The organism is Streptomyces sp. NPDC030838, from assembly GCF_055572035.1.
Window position 1 is genome coordinate 459683 of sequence record NZ_JBVIED010000004.1, and the last position, 18367, is coordinate 478049.

The following is an 18367-nucleotide window of genomic DNA, read 5'->3' on the forward strand; positions in this document are numbered from 1 at the left end:
CGGGGGCCGGGGTGGTGCCTGCCGGTCACCCCCCGGCCTCATCGCCACGGATCCGACCGTCTGTGTTCTGGGACAGCAAGTCGACGATCTTGGCTACGCGCAGGGTATTGGGGTGCGCCTCACCCAGTACTCGCAGCGCTCGGACAAGCGTGTCCTCGGCCAGGGCGCGGGCTTCCCCGAGTTCCCCCAATGCCGTGAGGTCGGCGGTGAGGTTGTAAGCGGTACCCAGGGTGTCCGGGTGGTCCTCGCCCAGTACGTGTCGCATTTGGGTGAGGGTGTCCTTGCCCAGAGCGCGGGCTTCCTCCAGTTCCCCGAGTGCCGCCAGGTCGACTGCGAGGTTGGTGGCGGTGTTCAGGGTGTCGGGGTGGTCTTCGCCAAGGGCCTGTCGCTGCCGGGTGAGTGTGTCCTCGCCTTGGGTGCGGGCTTTCTCCAGTTCCCCGAGTGCACTGAGCCGGACAGCCAGGTTGGAAGCGGTGGCCAGGGTATCCGGGTGGTTCTCGCCGAGGACCTGGCGGCGGCGCCGCAGCGTGTCCTCGGCCAGGGCGCGGGCTTTCTCCAGTTCCCCGAGTGCGCCGAGCCGGACAGCCAGGTTGGAAGCGGTGGCCAAGGTGTCCGGGTGGTCCTCGCCCAGGACGTGGCGGCGGCGCCGCAGAGTGTCCTCGTCGAGGGCCCGGGCGCGCTCGTGCTCCCGGAGGTCGTTGTAGGCGCGGGCGAGATAGTGGGCGGTCCACAGGGTGCCCTCGTGGTCGGGGCCCAGTTGCCGGGACCAGGTGTCGTACAACAGCAGGAGCCGGTCTCGGGCGGTGTCGGCGTGGCCGCGGTCCATGAGGTACCAGCAGACGTCGCGGACCACGTCGCGCCCTGACTCCGTGGTGATGAGGCCAGGGTCGATGGCGAGGCAGTGGGGCAGGAGCGCCCGCCAGCGGGGCCACGTCGCAGGGTCCTTGGTCTGTTCGGAAGCTGCTGCGATCAGGAGGGTTTCGGCGTCGTGGCCCGCCTGCGCACGTTCCTCAGGCGTGAGCTGATCGCGTAGCACGTTCTGGGTGAGGCGGTGGAGCTGGATGGTGCCGTCCTGTACCCGGGCGAGGCTGTGCCGGGTGATGGACTGCAGGGCCGCACTGGTGGTCAGCCGGGTGCTCAGTGCCTCGGCCACGGGGCCCGACCGGCCATCGCTGAGGCGGCCGGCGCAGGCGACGACCGGGAATGGTTCCGGCGCCAGCAGGGCCAGCGCGAACAGCAGGGCAGTCGCGCTGGGATGGTCGGCACTCAGGCGGGAGATGGTCAGACGGACCTGCGCGGCCAGCGGGACGGGGTAGTTGGCGGGGCGCCCCTCGGCCAGGACGGCGGCGGTGCTGCGGCTCAACTCGTCTGCCAGGTCGTCGGCGGACAGGCCGCCGCCCAGAAGCGCGGCCGCCTGTGCGACGGCGAGCGGCAGGTCGTCGAGGGTGTCGGCGAGGTGGTCGGCGTCCGCCTCGTCCAGAGAGGAGACGTGGGCGTTGAGCAGCGCACGCGACTCCGCCCGGGTGAAGACGTCGATACCCACCGGGGTGGCGTGGGTGTGCCAGTGGGGGTTGCGGGAGGTGAGGAGGACGTGGCCGCCGCCACCCGGCAGATACGGGGTGAGGGCCTCGGGCGCCTCGATGTTGTCGAAGACCAGCAGCCAGCGCGAACGGGTGCGCAGCTCGCCCAGCAGCGCGTCCACGGCGTCGGTGGACGCCGCGTCGGCGGGCGCGGCGCCGATGCGGGTGGCAAGCGCGGCGAGCTGGTCCGGGATGAGCGACGGATCCTCGGACGGCACCCACCAGGCCAGCTCGTACTCCCCGGCGAAGCGGTACGCGTACTCGATGGCGAGCTGCGTCTTGCCGACGCCGCCGCGCCCGTGCAGGGCCTGGACGGCGACCCGGCTGTCGGCGGCGAGGGCTTGGCGGAGGCGGACGAGGAGGGTGTCCCGGCCGGTGAAGGACGCGTTGCGCGCGGGCACGTTCCACACGCGCGGCAGCGAGCCGGGCAGGCGAGGCCCGCTGGCGTCCAACTGCCGTAAAGCGCCGCCAGGATAGGCGGGCCGGGCGGTGGGGCGGCTCGGGCCGTCCACGGCCTCGAGCAGGGCGCGGCGGGCGGCGTCCTCGTCGAGACCGAACAGATCGCGGGCGATGAGCGGACGCAGGATCGGCGGGGCCACCACCTCGGCGATCCGGACCGGAGTGATCCTCTCCTTCATCGCCATGACGGAGGTCCACTCGGGAGTGGTGAACCGGTCAGGTTCGAAGTACGCGGGAGATAACAGCGCCAGGAACCGCCCGCGCTCCAGCGCGACGTTCATCTTGAGCACGAAGTTGTCCCCCGCGCCCCAGTCCCAATAATCCAACTCAACCTGATGCCCGGCGTCGACGAGTTGCCAGGCCACCCACTCGGCCCACGCTCGATCTGCCCCCGCGTGACTGACGAACCACGGCCCGTCGGCCACCTCACCGCTGGTCATCCCGCCCCCGAGTCCCGCCACCGCACTGGACCTACGAGGTTAGAACTCACCGTCCCCGGCCGCGCCCCGTTCCCCGACGCTCATCCGGGGCTCCGGGGCGGTGAGGAGCCAGGGCGTGCCGTAGATCATCGCGCTGCGGCAGTTGACGCCGTGCCCGAAGACCGACCTCGCGAGGACCAGGCCGTCCACGTGCGTGACGGTCTCGCACACCGTGGCGCCCGGCGCGACGACCAGGCTACGGCCGGCCACCGAACCGTGGACGTACAGGTTGCGGCCGTCGGTGCCGTAGACGGTCGGCACCGTGCGGCGTGGACGGCGAATGAGCTCTGGTGACGGCCGTCAACGAGTCGTCTGACGCTTCCCTCCGCAGGGCAATCACCCCGGCCTCCCCCAGCCGTTGAGCCGATCATGACCGAGAACACCCCGTCCGGCGCCGCGCCGACACCACTGCACCGCCCTTACCTGACATGGGCCGCATCCGCGGGCACAGTGCACCTGACCGTCGACGCGGCGGACCTCCACCCGCGCAAGGGCAACTGGTACGGCTGGATGCGCGCATCCGCCCTCGCCCACATCGCGGCGAAGCCGGACTCGGCGACCACCCTGAACAGCATGCGCGGGTTCCTCCACGACAGTCCGCAGAACCAGCGCCTGGCCGAGATGCTGCGCCACCGCCCCGAGGACTTCGGAGCGGCAGGCGAACCCATCGTCCTCTGGGCCGGTGACATCACGGTCTCCAGGCACCCAGGTGACCGGATCACCCTGCACCTGCACGGGCCGGAATGCGTCAACGGACTGCAGTCGCTCACCACCATCGCCCACTGCGCCCGTGAACTGGAGCCGGGGCAACTGGACCGGGCGTTCGCGAGGGTGGACGTTGTCACCGGTTCCGAAGAAGACCTGGCCCGCCTGCGCCGCCTCCATTACGAATCCCACCTGTACTCCAACGCGGTCCGTCCGCAGGACAACCTGTCACGTTGTGCCCACCTCGCCCGTGTCCGCGACCAATACCGTGACGACGACATCGACTTCGACTGGCGCCGGGGAGTCATCGCCGGCCCCCACACCGGCGGCTACGACATCGGCATGGTGTTCCGCGCCCTCGCCTGCTTCCATCCCGCTCCCACCCCGGAGCTCATCCACAGGGTGGGGACGGGCGAGGGCCTTGAGGAGACGTGGTCCGACCTGACCAGCCGTACGTACCGAGCACTCATGAACGACGGTGTGCAGGCGCTGGGCGTACAAAGGGCTCTCGAGACCTACTCCGTGGCACAGAGGGAGATCACCCGCCTGAACAACTGGTCCGTGTCCGGCCACCGGCACCTGATCAAGTACGCGTCCGACCTCGTCATCTGGACAGCCGCCCGCCGCCTGCCGCTGGACGAACTCCACCGTGGCGGAGGCGACTTCGGATGGGGAACCGACGAGGGCAACGAGGCGTTCCGCAGCAGCGTCAGGGTCGCGGCCGATGACCTCGTCGCCGCCTACGAGGTGGTCTGCCCCAAGCCGTCCGGCCCGGGCCGCAAGAACTACAAGGGAGAGGCCGACCGCCTGGACGTCTGGCTGAAGCTCGTCGACCGCCTTCGCCGCCTCGGAATGGTGTAAGGGCAACCCTCGCGGAAACAGGCGACGCCCCCGTAACCCGCAAGGGTCACAGGGGCGTCAGCCACACCGAAACGGCTATGACCGGTTACTTCACCGGCTCCGGCTCCGGCTCGTTCTCCGATTCCGTGGAGCCCTCAGGGTCCTCCGGCTCCACCGGCGTCTTGACGGAGTCCAGCAGGAGCTGGGCCACGTCGACGACCTGGATGGACTCCTTGGCCTTGCCGTCGTTCTTCTTGCCGTTGACCGAGTCGGTCAGCATGACGAGGCAGAAGGGGCAGGCCGTCGAGACGATGTCGGGGTTCAACGACAGCGCCTCGTCGACGCGCTCGTTGTTGATGCGCTTGCCGATGCGCTCTTCCATCCACATCCGCGCGCCGCCGGCGCCGCAGCAGAAGCCGCGCTCCTTGTGGCGGTGCATCTCCTCGTTGCGCAGGCCGGGGACCTTGCCGATGATCTCGCGCGGGGGCGTGTAGATCTTGTTGTGGCGGCCCAGGTAGCACGGGTCGTGGTAGGTGATGATGCCCTCGACCGGGGTCACCGGGATCAGCTTGCCCTCGTCCACCAGGTGCTGGAGCAGCTGGGTGTGGTGGATGACCTCGTAGTCGCCGCCGAGCTGCGGGTACTCGTTGCCCAGGGTGTTCAGGCAGTGCGGGCACGTCGCGACGATCTTCTTCGCCGACTTCGGCTTCGCGGACTCCGGGACCACCTTGCCCTCGTCGTCCAGCTCCTCGCCGAACGCCGTGTTCAGGGCCATGACGTTCTCCATGCCGAGTTCCTGGAACAACGGCTCGTTGCCCAGGCGGCGGGCGGAGTCACCCGTGCACTTCTCGTCGCCGCCCATGATCGCGAACTTGACGCCCGCGATGTGGAGCAGTTCGGCGAAGGCCTTCGTCGTCTTCTTGGCCCTGTCCTCCAGCGCGCCGGCGCAGCCGACCCAGTAGAGGTACTCGACCTCGGACAGGTCCTCGATGTCCTTGCCGACCACCGGGACCTCGAAGTCGACCTCCTTCGTCCACTCCAGGCGCTGCTTCTTCGCCAGGCCCCAGGGGTTGCCCTTCTTCTCCAGGTTCTTGAGCATCGTGCCCGCCTCGGAGGGGAAGGCCGACTCGATCATCACCTGGTAGCGGCGCATGTCGACGATGTGGTCGATGTGCTCGATGTCGACCGGGCACTGCTCGACGCAGGCGCCGCAGGTGGTGCAGGACCACAGGACGTCCGGGTCGATGACGCCGTTCTCCTCGGCCGTGCCGATCAGGGGGCGCTCGGCCTCGGCGAGCGCGGCCGCCGGGACGTTCTTCAGCTGCTCCTCGGACGCCTTCTCCTCGCCCTCCATCGTCTTGCCGCCGCCCGCCAGCAGGTACGGCGCCTTGGCGTGGGCGTGGTCCCGGAGGGACATGATCAGGAGCTTGGGGGAGAGCGGCTTGCCGGTGTTCCACGCGGGGCACTGCGACTGGCAGCGGCCGCACTCGGTGCAGGTGGAGAAGTCCAGCAGGCCCTTCCAGGAGAACTGCTCGACCTGGGAGACACCGAAGACGTCGTCCTCGCCGGGGTCGGAGAAGTCGATCGGCTTGCCGCCCGACGTCATCGGGAGCAGCGCGCCCAGCGAGGTCTCGCCGTTGGCGTTGCGCTTGAACCAGATGTTCGGGAACCCGAGGAAGCGGTGCCAGGCCACACCCATGTCGGTCTTCAGGGAGACCGTGATCATCCAGATGAAGGACGCCGCGATCTTCAGGCCCGCGAAGAAGTAGGTGAGGTTCTGGAGGGTGGAGAGCTCCATGCCCTCCAGCCACGACACCACCGGGTAGGAGATGAAGAACGAGGCCTCGTAGCCGTCCACGTGGTGCTGCGCGCCCTCGAGCGCGTGCAGCATGAAGATGCAGACGCCGACGATGAGGATGATCGTCTCGACGAAGTACGCCTGGCCGGTGTTGGAGCCCGCGAAGCGGGACTTGCGGCCCGGTCGGTCCGGCCGGGAGAGCTGACGGATCGCGATCAGCACCAGGATGCCGACGACCGTCATCGTGCCGATGAACTCGACGAAGACGTTGTACGGCGCCCAGTCACCGATGATCGGCAGGATCCAGTCGGCCTGGAAGAGCTGGCCGATCGCGTTCACGATGGTCAGCAGCAGCGTGTAGAAGCCGATCGCCACGAACCAGTGCGCGATGCCGACGATGCCCCAGCGGTTCATCCGGGTGTGGCCGAGGAACTCCTTGGCCACCGTGATGGTGCGCAGGACGGGGTCGTTGGTCCGGGCACCGGCCGGAAGGGGCTGGCCGAGCATCACGAAGCGGAAGATCTGAAGGACGGCGCGGCCGAACAGGGCGACGCCGACTGCCATCAGGACCATCGACACGATGATCGCGGCGAGTTGCATTTCGGGGCTCCTCGGGCCTGCGAGGGTTCTTCGGTGAGATTACTAAGCGGTAACTTATGCAGTCCTCTGAGACTACCCGTATCCCTTTCCGCACTGTAGTCAGGCGGCCGGTGATCTGCGTCGCTGAGGGTTGCCTCAGAGGGGCGGCAGGCGTTGCGAGGGGTGCGGGAAACGTCTCGCCCGGTGCCAGTGTTGCGGGTGCTGGTGTCATTCGTATCAAAATGGTGCATACGTGCCCAGTCTGAGAGGTGTGCGCCGCCGCGGGTGGCGGCGCCCCTGTGTGGCCGCGCCGATCGGGGGTTACTTGCGCGTAAGGGATGGATAAGAGTTGAGTCGGCTTGGCTCAGCTCTGTTGACCCGGCGGATGCCGTCGTGCACACTTGAGCCTGTTCCACTCAAGTCAGCTGGAGGAATCAACCATGGCACGTGCGGTCGGCATCGACCTGGGCACGACTAACTCCGTCGTCAGCGTTCTGGAGGGCGGCGAGCCCACCGTCATCACCAACGCCGAGGGCGCCAGGACCACGCCGTCCGTCGTCGCCTTCGCCAAGAACGGCGAGGTGCTGGTCGGTGAGGTGGCCAAGCGCCAGGCCGTCACCAACGTCGACAGGACCATCCGGTCGGTCAAGCGCCACATGGGCACCGACTGGAAGATCAACCTGGACGGCAAGGACTTCAACCCGCAGCAGATCAGCGCCTTCGTGCTGCAGAAGCTGAAGCGGGACGCCGAGGCGTACCTGGGCGAGAAGGTGACCGACGCGGTCATCACCGTCCCGGCGTACTTCAACGACGCCGAGCGCCAGGCCACCAAGGAGGCCGGCGAGATCGCCGGTCTGAACGTGCTCCGCATCGTCAACGAGCCGACGGCCGCCGCCCTGGCGTACGGCCTCGACAAGGACGACCAGACCATCCTGGTCTTCGACCTCGGTGGCGGTACGTTCGACGTCTCGCTGCTGGAGATCGGCGACGGTGTCGTCGAGGTCAAGGCCACCAACGGTGACAACCACCTCGGTGGTGACGACTGGGACCAGCGCGTCGTCGACTACCTGGTCAAGCAGTTCCAGTCCGGGCACGGCGTGGACCTGTCCAAGGACAAGATGGCGCTGCAGCGTCTGCGCGAGGCCGCCGAGAAGGCGAAGATCGAGCTGTCCTCGTCCACCGAGACCTCGATCAACCTCCCCTACATCACCGCCTCCGCCGAGGGCCCCCTGCACCTCGACGAGAAGCTGACCCGCGCCCAGTTCCAGCAGCTGACCGCGGACCTGCTGGAGCGCTGCAAGACCCCGTTCTTCAACGTCATGAAGGACGCCGGCGTCTCCATCAACGAGATCGACCACGTCGTCCTCGTCGGTGGCTCCACCCGTATGCCCGCCGTCGCCGAGCTCGTCAAGGAGCTGACCGGCGGCAAGGAGGCCAACAAGGGTGTGAACCCGGACGAGGTCGTCGCCATCGGCGCCTCGCTCCAGGCCGGTGTCCTCAAGGGTGAGGTCAAGGACGTCCTGCTCCTCGACGTCACCCCGCTGTCCCTCGGTATCGAGACCAAGGGCGGCATCATGACCAAGCTCATCGAGCGGAACACGACGATCCCGACCAAGCGGTCCGAGATCTTCACCACCGCCGAGGACAACCAGCCGTCCGTGCAGATCCAGGTCTACCAGGGCGAGCGCGAGATCGCGGCGTACAACAAGAAGCTCGGCATGTTCGAGCTGACCGGTCTGCCGCCGGCGCCGCGCGGCGTCCCGCAGATCGAGGTCTCCTTCGACATCGACGCCAACGGCATCATGCACGTCACGGCGAAGGACCTCGGCACCGGCAAGGAGCAGAAGATGACCGTCACCGGCGGCTCCTCGCTCCCGAAGGAAGAGGTCGACCGCATGCGCGAGGAGGCCGAGCGCTACGCGGAGGAGGACCACAAGCGCCGCGAGGCCGCCGAGACCCGCAACCAGGGCGAGCAGCTGGTCTACCAGACCGAGAAGTTCCTCAAGGACAACGAGGACAAGGTCCCCGGCGAGATCAAGACCGAGGTCGAGGCCGCCGTCGCCGAGCTGAAGGAGAAGCTCAAGGGCGAGGACACCGCCGAGATCCGCACCGCCACCGAGAAGGTCGCGGCCGTCTCGCAGAAGCTGGGCCAGGCGATGTACGCCGACGCCCAGGCGTCCCAGGCCGCCGCGGGCGGCGCCTCCGAGCAGCCCAAGGCCGACGACGACGTGGTCGACGCCGAGATCGTGGACGACGAGCGCAAGGACGGTGCGGCGTAATGACGGAGGAGACCCCGGGCTTCGAGGAGAAGCCCGACGTCCCCTCCGGCGCCACCCCTGACGACGCCGAGCCGAAGGCCGCCGCCTCCTCTGCGGAGGAGGGGGCGGCCCCGGCCGGGGACGCGAACGAGACAGCGGGTCTGGTGGCCCAGCTGGACCAGGTGCGCACGGCCCTCAGCGAGCGGACCGCGGACCTCCAGCGGCTCCAGGCCGAGTACCAGAACTACCGCCGCCGGGTCGAGCGCGACCGGATCGCGGTCAAGGAGATCGCCATCGCGAACCTCCTGACCGAGCTCCTGCCCGTGCTCGACGACATCGGGCGCGCGCGGGAGCACGGCGAACTCGTCGGCGGTTTCAAGTCGGTGGCGGAGTCGCTGGAGACCGTGGCGGCCAAGATGGGCCTGCAGCAGTTCGGCAAGGAGGGCGAGCCCTTCGACCCGACGATCCACGAGGCCCTGATGCACTCGTACGCGCCGGACGTCACCGAGACGACCTGCGTCGCGATCCTCCAGCCGGGGTATCGCATCGGCGAGCGCACCATCCGCCCCGCGCGGGTCGCCGTCGCGGAGCCCCAGCCGGGCGCGCAGACGGTCAAGGCCGAGGGCGCCGAAGGCGCAGCGGGTGCGGAGAAGGCCGACGACAAGGAGAACGGTGGCCCGGAGGAGGGCTGACGTTATAACGCACGCAGGAGAGGAGGGACGTCGAGGATGAGCACCAAGGACTTCATCGAGAAGGACTACTACAAGGTCCTCGGCGTCCCCAAGGACGCCACCGAGGCCGAGATCAAGAAGGCGTACCGGAAGCTCGCCCGCGAGTTCCACCCGGACGCCAACAAGGGCAACGCCAAGGCCGAGGAACGCTTCAAGGAGATCTCCGAGGCGAACGACATCCTCGGCGACCCCAAGAAGCGCAAGGAGTACGACGAGGCTCGCGCGCTCTTCGGCAACGGCGGCTTCCGGCCCGGACCCGGCGCCGGCGGCGGCTCGTTCAACTTCGACCTGGGCGACCTCTTCGGCGGCGCCCAGGGCGGGGCGGGCGGCTTCGGCGGCGGACTCGGTGACGTCTTCGGGGGCCTGTTCAACCGGGGCGGGGCCGGCGCCACGCGCACCCAGCCCCGCCGTGGCCAGGACATCGAGTCCGAGGTCACCCTGAGCTTCACCGAGGCGATCGAGGGCGCGACCGTCCCGCTGCGGATGTCGTCGCAGGCGCCGTGCAAGGCCTGCTCCGGCACCGGCGACACGAACGGCACACCGCGCGTGTGCCCGACCTGCGTCGGCACCGGCCAGGTGGCGCGCGGCTCCGGCGGCGGCTTCTCGCTCACCGATCCCTGCCCCGACTGCAAGGGCCGCGGCCTGATCGCGGAGAACCCCTGCGAGGTCTGCAAGGGCAGCGGCCGGGCCAAGTCCTCGCGGACCATGCAGGTGCGCATCCCGGCGGGCGTCTCCGACGGGCAGCGCATCCGGCTGCGCGGCAAGGGCGCGCCGGGCGAGCGCGGCGGTCCCGCGGGCGACCTGTACGTCGTCGTGCACGTCGACGCCCACCCGGTCTTCGGCCGCAAGGGCGACAACCTCACCGTCACCGTCCCCGTGACCTTCGCGGAGGCGGCCCTCGGCGGCGAGGTCCGGGTCCCGACCCTGGGCGGCCCGGCCGTCACCCTGAAGCTGCCCCCGGGCACGCCCAACGGGCGCACCATGCGCGCGCGGGGCAAGGGCGCGGTCCGCAAGGACGGCACCCGCGGGGATCTGCTGGTCACCGTGGAGGTGAGTGTCCCGACCGAGCTGTCGGGGAAGGCTCGTGACGCACTCGAGTCGTATCGCGAGGCGACCGCGGGCGAGGACCCGCGGGCGGAGCTGTTCCAGGCCGCGAAGGGAGCATGAGTCAGATGGATGGCCGTCGTCCCCGCCCCCGCGGGGGTTTCTCGCCCTATGAGTTGACCGACGAGACCCCGGTCTACGTCATCTCGGTGGCGGCCCAGCTCTCCGGCCTGCACCCGCAGACGCTGCGCCAGTACGACCGCCTGGGCCTGGTCTCCCCGGACCGCACCGCCGGCCGCGGCCGACGGTACTCGGCCCGCGACATCGAGCTGCTCCGCCAGGTGCAGCAGCTGTCGCAGGACGAGGGCATCAACCTGGCCGGCATCAAGCGGATCATCGAACTGGAGAACCAGGTCGCGGCCCTCCAGTCCCGCGTCGCCGAACTGGAGGCCGCCCTCGACGGCGCGGCGGCGGCCATGCGCCAGCGCGAGGCCGCGGTGCACGCCTCGTACCGGCGCGATCTGGTGCCGTACCAGGAGGTGCAGCAGAGCAGCGCGTTGGTGGTGTGGCGGCCGAGGCGACAGCAGTCGTCCGACTGACACGGACACGGAGAGGGGCGGCACCGGAGGACATCCGGTGCCGCCCCTCTCGCCGTCCGACGCCCCTTTTACGGCGCGGTGATGACGTACCCCTCCCCAGGGGCGGACTCGGTGCCGTCCGCGGCGACGGCGGTCACCCAGTAGAACGTGGTGGTGCCGCGCGGAGCGCTGGTGTCGACGTACGCGGACGACCCGGCCTCGAGGTCGGCGAGCTTCTCGTACGCGGCGCTGTCCCGGTTCCAGCGGTAGACGCGGTAGCCGCCCGCCGCCTCCGGGGCGGACGCGTCGAGCCCGTACCAGGTGAGCCGGTTGGCGGTCTCACCCTCGATGTCGCCCGCCTCCAGGGTCAGCGGCGAGCCCGCGGGCGTCTCGACGCTCGGCCTCATGTCCAGCTCGGTCGTGGTGACGACCTGTGCCTCGTGGGTCCACCAGTAGGTGGAGTTGTCGGCCTGGTCCAGGGCGTCGACGATGAAGCAGGTCTTCTCGCCGTCGGGGAGGACGGTGTACGAGTACGACGTGGTGTCCGCCCCCACCCAGTAGCCGGCGTGGAGGGCGCACATCTGCTCGCCGTCGGACTCGTACAGCTCGCCGCGACGCACGTTGTAGCTCTTCAGGTCGGCGGCCGGGTTGGGGTCCCAGGTGAGTTCGAAGCCGTACTCGGTCGGCGTGACGGTCACTCCGGTGACGGGCGGCGGCGGGGTGATGTCCGCGCGCCGGCCCCGGACCGAGGCGGAGGGCGCGGACTCGTTGCCCGCCGTGTCGAGCGCGGTCACCCGGTAGTAGTGGGTGCTCTCCTCGGCGGCCGAGGTGTCGAGGTACGACGCCTGGTCGCCGCTGCCGACCTCGGTGTAGGTGCCGGTCGCGGTCGCCGCTCGGTACACCCTGTACGACGCCGCTCCGTCCACCGCGCTCCAGGTGAGCCGCAGGCCGTCCTGCTCGGTGTCCGTGCTCAGGCCCGTCGGCACGGCCGGCGGTGTCCTGTCGACGGTGGTGACGAGCTGGTCGGCGCTGCCTCCCGACTCGTTGCCCGCCTTGTCGACGGCCCGGACCTCGTAGTAGTAGGCGGCGCCGGTCTGCGGCAGCGTGTTGTCGGTGTACGACGTGGCGGTGGTCGTCGCGAGCGGCGTGCCGCCGTACGACGAACCCTTCAGCCGCCGGTACACCCGGTAGTTCGCGAGGTCCATCTCCTTGTTGCCGGACCAGGTGAGCCTGGCCGCGCCGGTGGCGGTGTCGTAGGAGACGGCGGTGCCCGTCGGGGTGAGGGGCCTGACCTTGTCGACGTCGGCGGAGGTGCGCGGCGTGTAGGCGAACTTGACGTTGGCGGTGCCGGTCCAGTTCACGAAGTCGACGCGGAGGGTGTGCCTGCCGCTGGGAATCGTCACGTTGACCGTCTTCTTGACGGTGGTGGAGACGTTCTTCCACAGGTCGATCTTGCGGACGCCGTCCAGGTAGACGCGTACGCCGTCCTGGGCGGAGGCGGTGAAGGTGAACGGGCCGCCCGAGCCGAAGTCGCGGGTGACGGTCCAGCGGACACCGAAGTTGTTCGACGGGACGCCTGAAGTGGGCGCGCCGGTGCCCCAGTTCTGGTCGATGGCCGAGTCGCAGTCCGTTTTCTTCGGAGTTCCGGAGAAGGTGGTGTTTGCGAAGAACTCGCGCTTGTAGACCGGGGAGGTGCAGCTGGTGGCCGCCGACGCGGGGGTCGCGGCCGTGGTGAGCACACCGCCCGCCGTGGCCAGTACCAGGGCGGCGGCGGTGGTGCGTCTGGCTGGATTCATTCGGTCCTCTGGTCGGGATCGGGCCTCCGTACGGCGGCCCTCGGGATCACGACTCGTGCCGGACGGGATTGGTTGCACGGAGTGAAGCGGAATGTGGTGTTGTCATCTCGTTAAGTGGTTTTGCTTGACGCTGGGGCCTGCCGCCGCGTTGGCTTTTCAGTCACATGGGTCGCAAGGGTGCGCCCGCATCCGGAAGACACCCCCGGAAGACACCTAGAAGTGAGCTCCTCCATGCGTCGTCGTATCGCCATATCCGTGGCCTCGTGTTCGTTGGCCCTGTCGCTCGCCGGCTGCGGGGCGCTCGGCGCGACAAGTGACGGGGGCGACGCGACGCCGACCAAGGGCAACGACATCACGGTGGGCCTGCTGCTGCCGGAGAAGGCGAACACCCGCTACGAGAAGTTCGACTACCCCATCATCCGGGCGAAGGTCGCCTCCCTGACCGACAACCGCGGCAAGGTCGAGTACGCCAACGCCGAGCAGAACTCCGCCAAGCAGGCGCAGCAGTTGCAGCAGATGATCGACGACGAGGTGGACGTCATCCTGCTCGACGCGGTCGACGCGCACGCCATCGCGGGCGGCGTGAAGAAGGCCAAGGAGGCGGGCATTCCGGTCATCGCGTACGACCGGCTGGCCGAGGGCCCGATCGACGCGTACATCTCCTTCGACAACGAGCTGGTCGGCGAGGTGCAGGGCCGCACCCTGCTGGACGCCATGGGGCCGGACGTCGACACGTCCGACAAGATCGTCATGATGAACGGCTCGCCCACCGACCCGAACGCCAAGCAGTTCAAGTCGGGCGCGCTGTCCGAGCTGAACGGCCGGGTGCAGATCGCCCAGTCCTTCGACACCAAGGACTGGAAGCCGGAGAACGCCCAGGCCAACATGGCCGAGGCGATCAAGGCGATCGGCGCGGGCAACATCGCCGGCGTCTACTCCGCCAACGACGGCATGGCGGCCGGCGTCATCAAGGCGCTGGAGGCCGCCGGGGTGACGAAGCTGCCGCCCATCACCGGCCAGGACGCGGAGCTGGCGGCCGTGCAGCGGATCGTCAGCGGCGAGCAGTACATGAGCGTCTACAAGTCCTACCCGGCCGAGGCCGAGGCCGCCGCCGAGATGGCCGTCGCCAAGGTGCAGGGCAAGGACATCCAGTTCGACGCGCTGACCCGGGACCGGGTCGACAGCCCCACGAACAAGGGCATCCCGGCCCAGCTGGTGTCCGTGGTCGCGCTGACCCAGGACAACATCGAGGAGACGGTCGTCGCCGACGGCATCTACAAGGTCTCCGAGATCTGCACCGCGCCGTACCGGGCGGCCTGTGCGGAGCTGGGTCTGAAGTAGCCCGCGCCTGCGAGCGCAAGGGGAGTTCACGCCGTATGGCCGTGAACTCCCCTTTGGTGTGCGCGGGTATGTGAGCGCTCTCAGCGGATGTCGCGGAGGGACTGCGTGCCGCGGGCAACGAGCGGTTGCCATCTGTTGTCGGAATGTGACGGACCGGCGTGGGGACGAAAGCTTGCATACCGGTGGTTTCCGGCGGTCACAGTGGAGAGAGGCGTGTTGCGGAGCAGGTGCGCTCCGCGCATAGTTGCGCTGCGGAAGACGCGGAAACCGGGGGTGGGATGGGCGATGGCCGGGCACGGGACGGACGAGCATCCACACGGTGCTGACCGACTGTGCGAGGCCGGGGATCGGGTGTATTCCCGGGCCGTACGGCGCGGCCGCGTGCCCCGCCGCGACGCCGAGGCGGTGCCCTGCCTGCTGGAGCTGGCCCTGCTGCACCCCGATCCCGACGACATGGACTGGCTGGTGCCGACCTCCCCGCAGGAGGTCATGACCCGGCTGCTGCGCGGCGTCTACGACGAGATCAGCGCCAGCCAGCGGCGGGTGGGCTCGGCGGTGGCCGCCGTCGAGTGGTACGCGGGCCTGGGCGGCCGTACGACGGCCTCCGCGTCCGGCGGCGAGGGCACGGCGGCGATCCGGGTCCTCGACGGCCCGGCGCGCATCCAGGCGGCGCTGGACGAGGCCACGGCGGCGTGCACGACCGAGGTGCTGACCGTGCAGCCGGGCGGGATCCGGCGCGAGCACGAGCTGTCCGAGGGCCTGCACCGGGCGCTGGCGCTGCGCGGGCGGGGCGTACGGATGCGGGACCTGTACAACCACGTCGCCCGGCACGGGCAGGGCCTGCTCAACTACCTGGAGCTGATGGGCGACGCGGTCGAGGCCCGCACCCTCGACGAGGTGATCGAGCGGCTGATCCTCTTCGACCGCACGGTCGCCTTCATCCCGGCCAACGCCGACCGCACGATGGCCCTGGAACTGCGTCACCCCGGCCTGGTGGCCTACCTGGTGACGGTCTTCGAACGCCTCTGGCGCCTCGCCGTCCCGCTCACCGCCGCCCTGCCCGACACCGGCATCGAGGGCATCTCGCACCGCGAGCAGTCCATCGCGGCCCTGCTCGCCGAGGGCCACCAGGACGCGGTGATCGCGGAGCGGCTCGGCATCAGCGTCCGCACCTGCCGGGCCCACATCGCCCGCCTCTCCGAGCGCCTGGGCGCGGCCAGCCGCACCCAACTCGGTGTCCGTATCGCCCAGGTCGGCCTGGACGGCCCGCCACGAGCGGCGGGCCTCACCGTCCCGGACCGGGGGTCCTCCCCGAGCGTCCGGTGAGGCGGCTCAGCGTTCCGGGCCGAGGATCCCCGAGCGGCCGATGAGGTAGCCGAGCTGGGCGCGGCTCTCGCTGCCGAGGTGGGCGGCGAGTTTGGCGATGTGTTCGCGGGCGGTGCGGATGTTCATGCCGAGCCGTTCGGCGATGACCGCGTCGGTGTGGCCCTCGATGAGCAGGCCCGCGATGGCTCGTTGGCGGGGGGTGATGCCGCCGCGGACGGGTTGCGGGGCGGACTGCGGGTGCATGGGGGTGGCCAGGCGCCAGAGGCGGTCGAAGACCGTCACCAGGTACTCGACGAGGGCCGGGTTGCGGACCTCCAGGGCGTGGGTGCGGTCCTTGCTGGCGGGCACGAAGGCGACGGTGCGGTCGACGACGATGAGCCGCTCGGGGAGTTCGTCGAGGGTGCGCACCTCGATGTCGCCGGCCAGCCGCTCGCAGTAGGCGAGGACGGCGGGGTCGTGCCGGCTGGTGTGCTGGTAGAGGGTGCGCATCCGGCAGCCGCGGGAGAGCACCGCCTGGTCCCGGGGGAGCGCCACCTCCAGCGCGGAGGCGGGGCGTTTGCCGCCGGGCTGGATGGTGAGCAGTTCGCCGGCGGCGGTGGCCATGGCCTCGCCGATGGCGGTGTTGATCCGTTCCACCCCGCCCAGCAGCCGGATGCCGAACGCGGTGGTCGAGGCGCCGTCCGGGGTGTCGAGCAGCAGCAGCGGCGCGAACGCCTCGGCGAGCCAGGCCTCGTGGCGCCGGCGCCGGGCGATGTCGTCCTCGACGGCGCACAGCAGCCGCGGCAGCGCCACCGACGGCGCCGCGGGCCGCAGCCACGCCCCGTCGGCCCCGTCGCCCCCGTCGGCGACGTCCGGCTGGAGCAGGCCCCGGTCGACCGCGCAGGGCGCCAGTTCGGCCTCCGCGGCCGGGATACGGCCGGCCTGGAGCGCCCGGGCGTACAGGGCGAGGCCTGCCTCGCACACCTCCTCCGCCTCGTGGCGGTGCGTCGCGGTCCTCACCCGGGCTCCTTTCCGGTGGCGGCTGGCTCAGCGGTCCCGGTCCAGGATCCCCGACTGGGCGATGAGGTAGCCGAGTTGGGCCCGGCTGCCGCTGCCGAGGGCGGCGGCGAGTTTGGCGATGTGGGCCCGGCAGGTGCGGACGTTCATGCCGAGGCGGCGGGCGATGGCCTCGTCGACATGGCCTTCGATGAGCAGTTTGGCTATGGAGCGCTGGACGCCGGTGATGCCCTCCGGCGTGGACTCGTACGGTACTTCCTCCATCAGCGGCACGGCCCGCTGCCACAGTTGCTCGAAGACCTTGATGAGGTACTGGACCAGTCCCGGGTGCCGTAGTTCGAGGGCCACCTGGCGGTCGTCCTGGGCGGGGATGAAGGCGACCGTGGTGTCGCAGATGATGAGCCGTTCGATCAGCTCCTCCAGCGTGCGGATCTCGACCTTGGCACCGGCCATCTTGTCCATGTACGCGAAGGTGCTCTGGCTGTGCCGCACGGTGTGCTGGTAGAGCGTGCGCACCGATATGCCGCGTTCGATCAGCGGTTTGCTGCGCTTGAGCGCCTGGCTGAGGATGTGCTCCGGCCTGCTGCCCCCGGGCTGTACGGTCAGCACCTCGGTGCGGGCCTCGGCTATCGCCACGTCCAGCGCGGCATGGATCCGGTCGATGCCCTCCAGCACGGTGATGGCGTGGGTGGCCGCCGGCTGCTGGGCGCTGATGGCGAGGAAGGGCTGGAAGGTGTCCGTGAGGTCGACGGTGAGCCGCCGGCGGTCCTGTATCTCCCGTTCCAGGGGCTGGAGTTGCTGGGCGAGCACGATGGACGGGGGCACGGGGCGCAGCCAGTTCGCGTCATCCGGGTCGGGGTGGAGCAGGGCGAACTCAAGCAGGCAGGGAGCGGGCTTGACCTCGTCGCGGGCGATCCGCCCGGAGCTGAGGGCGGCGGCGTACAGCCGTGATCCTTCGGCGCACAGCTCAGTGATGCCGTGAGGATGTGTCGGGTTTGTGCTCTTAGATGACAAATCTCCACCCCCCAGGGTCCTGAACGTGCAGGAACATGATGCATCTCCCCGGTGGCATTGACGTGCCTGAATGAGCCATCGTCTTGTTTCGCGGGGGAGAGGAAGCCATCAAGTGAGGACGAAGCCGACCATGAATAAGAGAATGCTTCGCTCGGTGCTTGCTACTGCCGTCGTTGCTCTGGCGCTGGCCTTCGGTGCGGCCGGTCCTCTCGACGTCGGCTGGCGGACCCCTGCCCAGGTGGAGAGCGCGGCGGAGGTGGCCGGGGACGTCGGCTGGTCCGTCGAGGCCGCACCCGGCGACGTCGGCTGGGGCGTCGCGGCCGGCGGCGAGGACGTCGGCTGGTCGGAGCCGGTGGGCGCGGACGCATGACCACTCCACCCGACGACCGATCCTTCCGGCGTGAAATGGCCACCGCGTACCGTTCCGGCTGGCACTTCATCGACCTGGCCACCGCCATCCCCCACAACGGTGACTCGCTCATGGTGACCGTGTTCGGTGAGCCGGTCGTCGTCACCCGGGACGAGGACGGAGACGTACGGGCGTACCGGTGCCTGCGCCGGCCCCGCGGTGCGCCGCAGCCCGTGCGGTGCGCCATCCGGTACGGAATGATCTTTGTGAATCTTGACCAGCGTGACCACCGGTTGGCGGAGCCGGAGACCCCGGACCCCATGACCATCTCGGCCACCCCCCGCAGTGCCTGACGCGATTCCCCCGTCGTAAAAGATCGCTCAGGTGCTTCCCCCCGCAGCGGGGGGGGGGGGGGGGGGGGGGGGGGGGGGGGGGGGGGGGGGGGGGGGGGGGGGGGGGGGGGGGGGGGGGGGGGGGGGGGGGGGGGGGGGGGG

General features: G+C 69.8%; 14 protein-coding genes and 1 pseudogene. 9 read left to right on the plus strand and 6 right to left on the minus strand.

Features of this window, described 5'->3' with window-relative positions; all coding sequences use genetic code 11:
* Positions 1 to 25: 25 nt before the first annotated feature.
* Positions 26 to 2500 carry an FxSxx-COOH system tetratricopeptide repeat protein gene (fxsT, locus tag ACZ42A_RS15395; RefSeq protein ID WP_468527664.1) on the minus strand — a complete coding sequence of 825 codons (2475 nt, stop codon included), beginning with the start codon at positions 2498 to 2500 and terminating at the stop codon, positions 26 to 28.
* A 60-nt stretch (positions 2501 to 2560) separates the two neighbouring features.
* Positions 2561 to 2779 (minus strand): annotated as a pseudogene (locus tag ACZ42A_RS15400) (pyridoxamine 5'-phosphate oxidase family protein); the annotation flags it as partial.
* A 108-nt stretch (positions 2780 to 2887) separates the two neighbouring features.
* On the opposite strand from ACZ42A_RS15400, the gene ACZ42A_RS15405 reads away from it, so the two are divergent.
* Positions 2888 to 4084, plus strand: coding sequence for an AIPR family protein (locus ACZ42A_RS15405; protein WP_468527665.1), 1197 nt, complete (start codon positions 2888 to 2890; stop codon positions 4082 to 4084).
* A gap of 85 nt (positions 4085 to 4169) precedes the next feature.
* Here ACZ42A_RS15405 and ACZ42A_RS15410 read toward each other — a convergent pair whose 3' ends face one another.
* The gene (locus ACZ42A_RS15410) at positions 4170 to 6461 is read right to left on the minus strand and encodes a (Fe-S)-binding protein (RefSeq protein WP_468527666.1); all 2292 of its coding nucleotides are present in this window, start codon (positions 6459 to 6461) and stop codon (positions 4170 to 4172) included.
* A gap of 419 nt (positions 6462 to 6880) precedes the next feature.
* Between ACZ42A_RS15410 and dnaK the strand changes: the two genes are divergently transcribed.
* From dnaK to ACZ42A_RS15430, 4 genes are read left to right on the plus strand one after another with little or no spacing between them, the layout of a single operon-like run.
* A complete protein-coding gene (gene dnaK, locus ACZ42A_RS15415) occupies positions 6881 to 8719 on the plus strand; it encodes a molecular chaperone DnaK (protein ID WP_468527667.1) in 1839 nt (612 codons plus the stop codon).
* On the plus strand, positions 8719 to 9390 hold the full coding sequence (gene grpE, locus ACZ42A_RS15420; protein WP_468527668.1) for a nucleotide exchange factor GrpE: 672 nt from the start codon (positions 8719 to 8721) through the stop codon (positions 9388 to 9390). Before dnaK ends, grpE begins: the two co-directional genes overlap by 1 nt.
* A 36-nt stretch (positions 9391 to 9426) precedes the next feature.
* A complete protein-coding gene (gene dnaJ / locus ACZ42A_RS15425; RefSeq protein WP_468527669.1) occupies positions 9427 to 10596 on the plus strand; it encodes a molecular chaperone DnaJ in 1170 nt (389 codons plus the stop codon).
* 5 nt (positions 10597 to 10601) lie between these two features.
* The gene (locus tag ACZ42A_RS15430) at positions 10602 to 11072 is read left to right on the plus strand and encodes a heat shock protein transcriptional repressor HspR (protein ID WP_468527702.1); all 471 of its coding nucleotides are present in this window, start codon (positions 10602 to 10604) and stop codon (positions 11070 to 11072) included.
* Between the two features lie 68 nt (positions 11073 to 11140).
* On the opposite strand, the gene ACZ42A_RS15435 is transcribed toward ACZ42A_RS15430, so the two are convergent.
* Positions 11141 to 12847, minus strand: a complete 1707-nt coding sequence (locus tag ACZ42A_RS15435) for a fibronectin type III domain-containing protein (RefSeq protein WP_468527670.1) — start codon at positions 12845 to 12847, stop codon at positions 11141 to 11143.
* A gap of 231 nt (positions 12848 to 13078) precedes the next feature.
* Here ACZ42A_RS15435 and ACZ42A_RS15440 point away from each other — a divergent pair, with 231 nt between their 5' ends.
* Both ACZ42A_RS15440 and ACZ42A_RS15445 read left to right on the plus strand, forming a co-directional pair.
* Complete coding sequence (locus ACZ42A_RS15440) at positions 13079 to 14188, plus strand: sugar ABC transporter substrate-binding protein (RefSeq protein WP_468527671.1); 1110 nt, start codon at positions 13079 to 13081, stop codon at positions 14186 to 14188.
* A gap of 285 nt (positions 14189 to 14473) precedes the next feature.
* Positions 14474 to 15514, plus strand: a complete 1041-nt coding sequence (locus ACZ42A_RS15445) for a helix-turn-helix transcriptional regulator (RefSeq protein WP_468527672.1) — start codon at positions 14474 to 14476, stop codon at positions 15512 to 15514.
* A 6-nt stretch (positions 15515 to 15520) separates the two neighbouring features.
* On the opposite strand, the gene ACZ42A_RS15450 is transcribed toward ACZ42A_RS15445, so the two are convergent.
* Together ACZ42A_RS15450 and ACZ42A_RS15455 are read right to left on the minus strand one after the other, a co-directional pair.
* Positions 15521 to 16513, minus strand: a complete 993-nt coding sequence (locus ACZ42A_RS15450; protein WP_468527673.1) for a helix-turn-helix transcriptional regulator — start codon at positions 16511 to 16513, stop codon at positions 15521 to 15523.
* A gap of 27 nt (positions 16514 to 16540) precedes the next feature.
* Complete coding sequence (locus tag ACZ42A_RS15455; RefSeq protein ID WP_468527674.1) at positions 16541 to 17524, minus strand: helix-turn-helix transcriptional regulator; 984 nt, start codon at positions 17522 to 17524, stop codon at positions 16541 to 16543.
* A 154-nt stretch (positions 17525 to 17678) separates the two neighbouring features.
* Between ACZ42A_RS15455 and ACZ42A_RS15460 the strand changes: the two genes are divergently transcribed.
* Together ACZ42A_RS15460 and ACZ42A_RS15465 are read left to right on the plus strand one after the other, a co-directional pair.
* Positions 17679 to 17894, plus strand: coding sequence for a hypothetical protein (locus tag ACZ42A_RS15460; protein ID WP_468527675.1), 216 nt, complete (start codon positions 17679 to 17681; stop codon positions 17892 to 17894).
* Positions 17891 to 18226, plus strand: a complete 336-nt coding sequence (locus tag ACZ42A_RS15465) for a Rieske (2Fe-2S) protein (RefSeq protein ID WP_043502721.1) — start codon at positions 17891 to 17893, stop codon at positions 18224 to 18226. The genes ACZ42A_RS15460 and ACZ42A_RS15465 overlap by 4 nt, the downstream gene beginning before the upstream one ends.
* The last annotated feature ends 141 nt before the right edge of the window (positions 18227 to 18367 follow it).

What these genes read in the sequence shown, in the direction of transcription:
- grpE (WP_468527668.1), top strand. Translation starts at nt 8,719, where the DNA reads ATGACGGAGGAGACCCCGGGCTTCGAGGAGAAGCCCGACGTCCCCTCC.
- ACZ42A_RS15465 (WP_043502721.1), top strand. Translation starts at nt 17,891, where the DNA reads ATGACCACTCCACCCGACGACCGATCCTTCCGGCGTGAAATGGCCACC.
- dnaK (WP_468527667.1), top strand. Translation starts at nt 6,881, where the DNA reads ATGGCACGTGCGGTCGGCATCGACCTGGGCACGACTAACTCCGTCGTC.
- dnaJ (WP_468527669.1), top strand. Translation starts at nt 9,427, where the DNA reads ATGAGCACCAAGGACTTCATCGAGAAGGACTACTACAAGGTCCTCGGC.
- ACZ42A_RS15440 (WP_468527671.1), top strand. Translation starts at nt 13,079, where the DNA reads ATGCGTCGTCGTATCGCCATATCCGTGGCCTCGTGTTCGTTGGCCCTG.
- ACZ42A_RS15445 (WP_468527672.1), top strand. Translation starts at nt 14,474, where the DNA reads ATGGCCGGGCACGGGACGGACGAGCATCCACACGGTGCTGACCGACTG.
- ACZ42A_RS15430 (WP_468527702.1), top strand. Translation starts at nt 10,602, where the DNA reads ATGGATGGCCGTCGTCCCCGCCCCCGCGGGGGTTTCTCGCCCTATGAG.
- ACZ42A_RS15405 (WP_468527665.1), top strand. Translation starts at nt 2,888, where the DNA reads ATGACCGAGAACACCCCGTCCGGCGCCGCGCCGACACCACTGCACCGC.
- ACZ42A_RS15435 (WP_468527670.1), bottom strand. Translation starts at nt 12,847, where the DNA reads ATGAATCCAGCCAGACGCACCACCGCCGCCGCCCTGGTACTGGCCACG.
- ACZ42A_RS15410 (WP_468527666.1), bottom strand. Translation starts at nt 6,461, where the DNA reads ATGCAACTCGCCGCGATCATCGTGTCGATGGTCCTGATGGCAGTCGGC.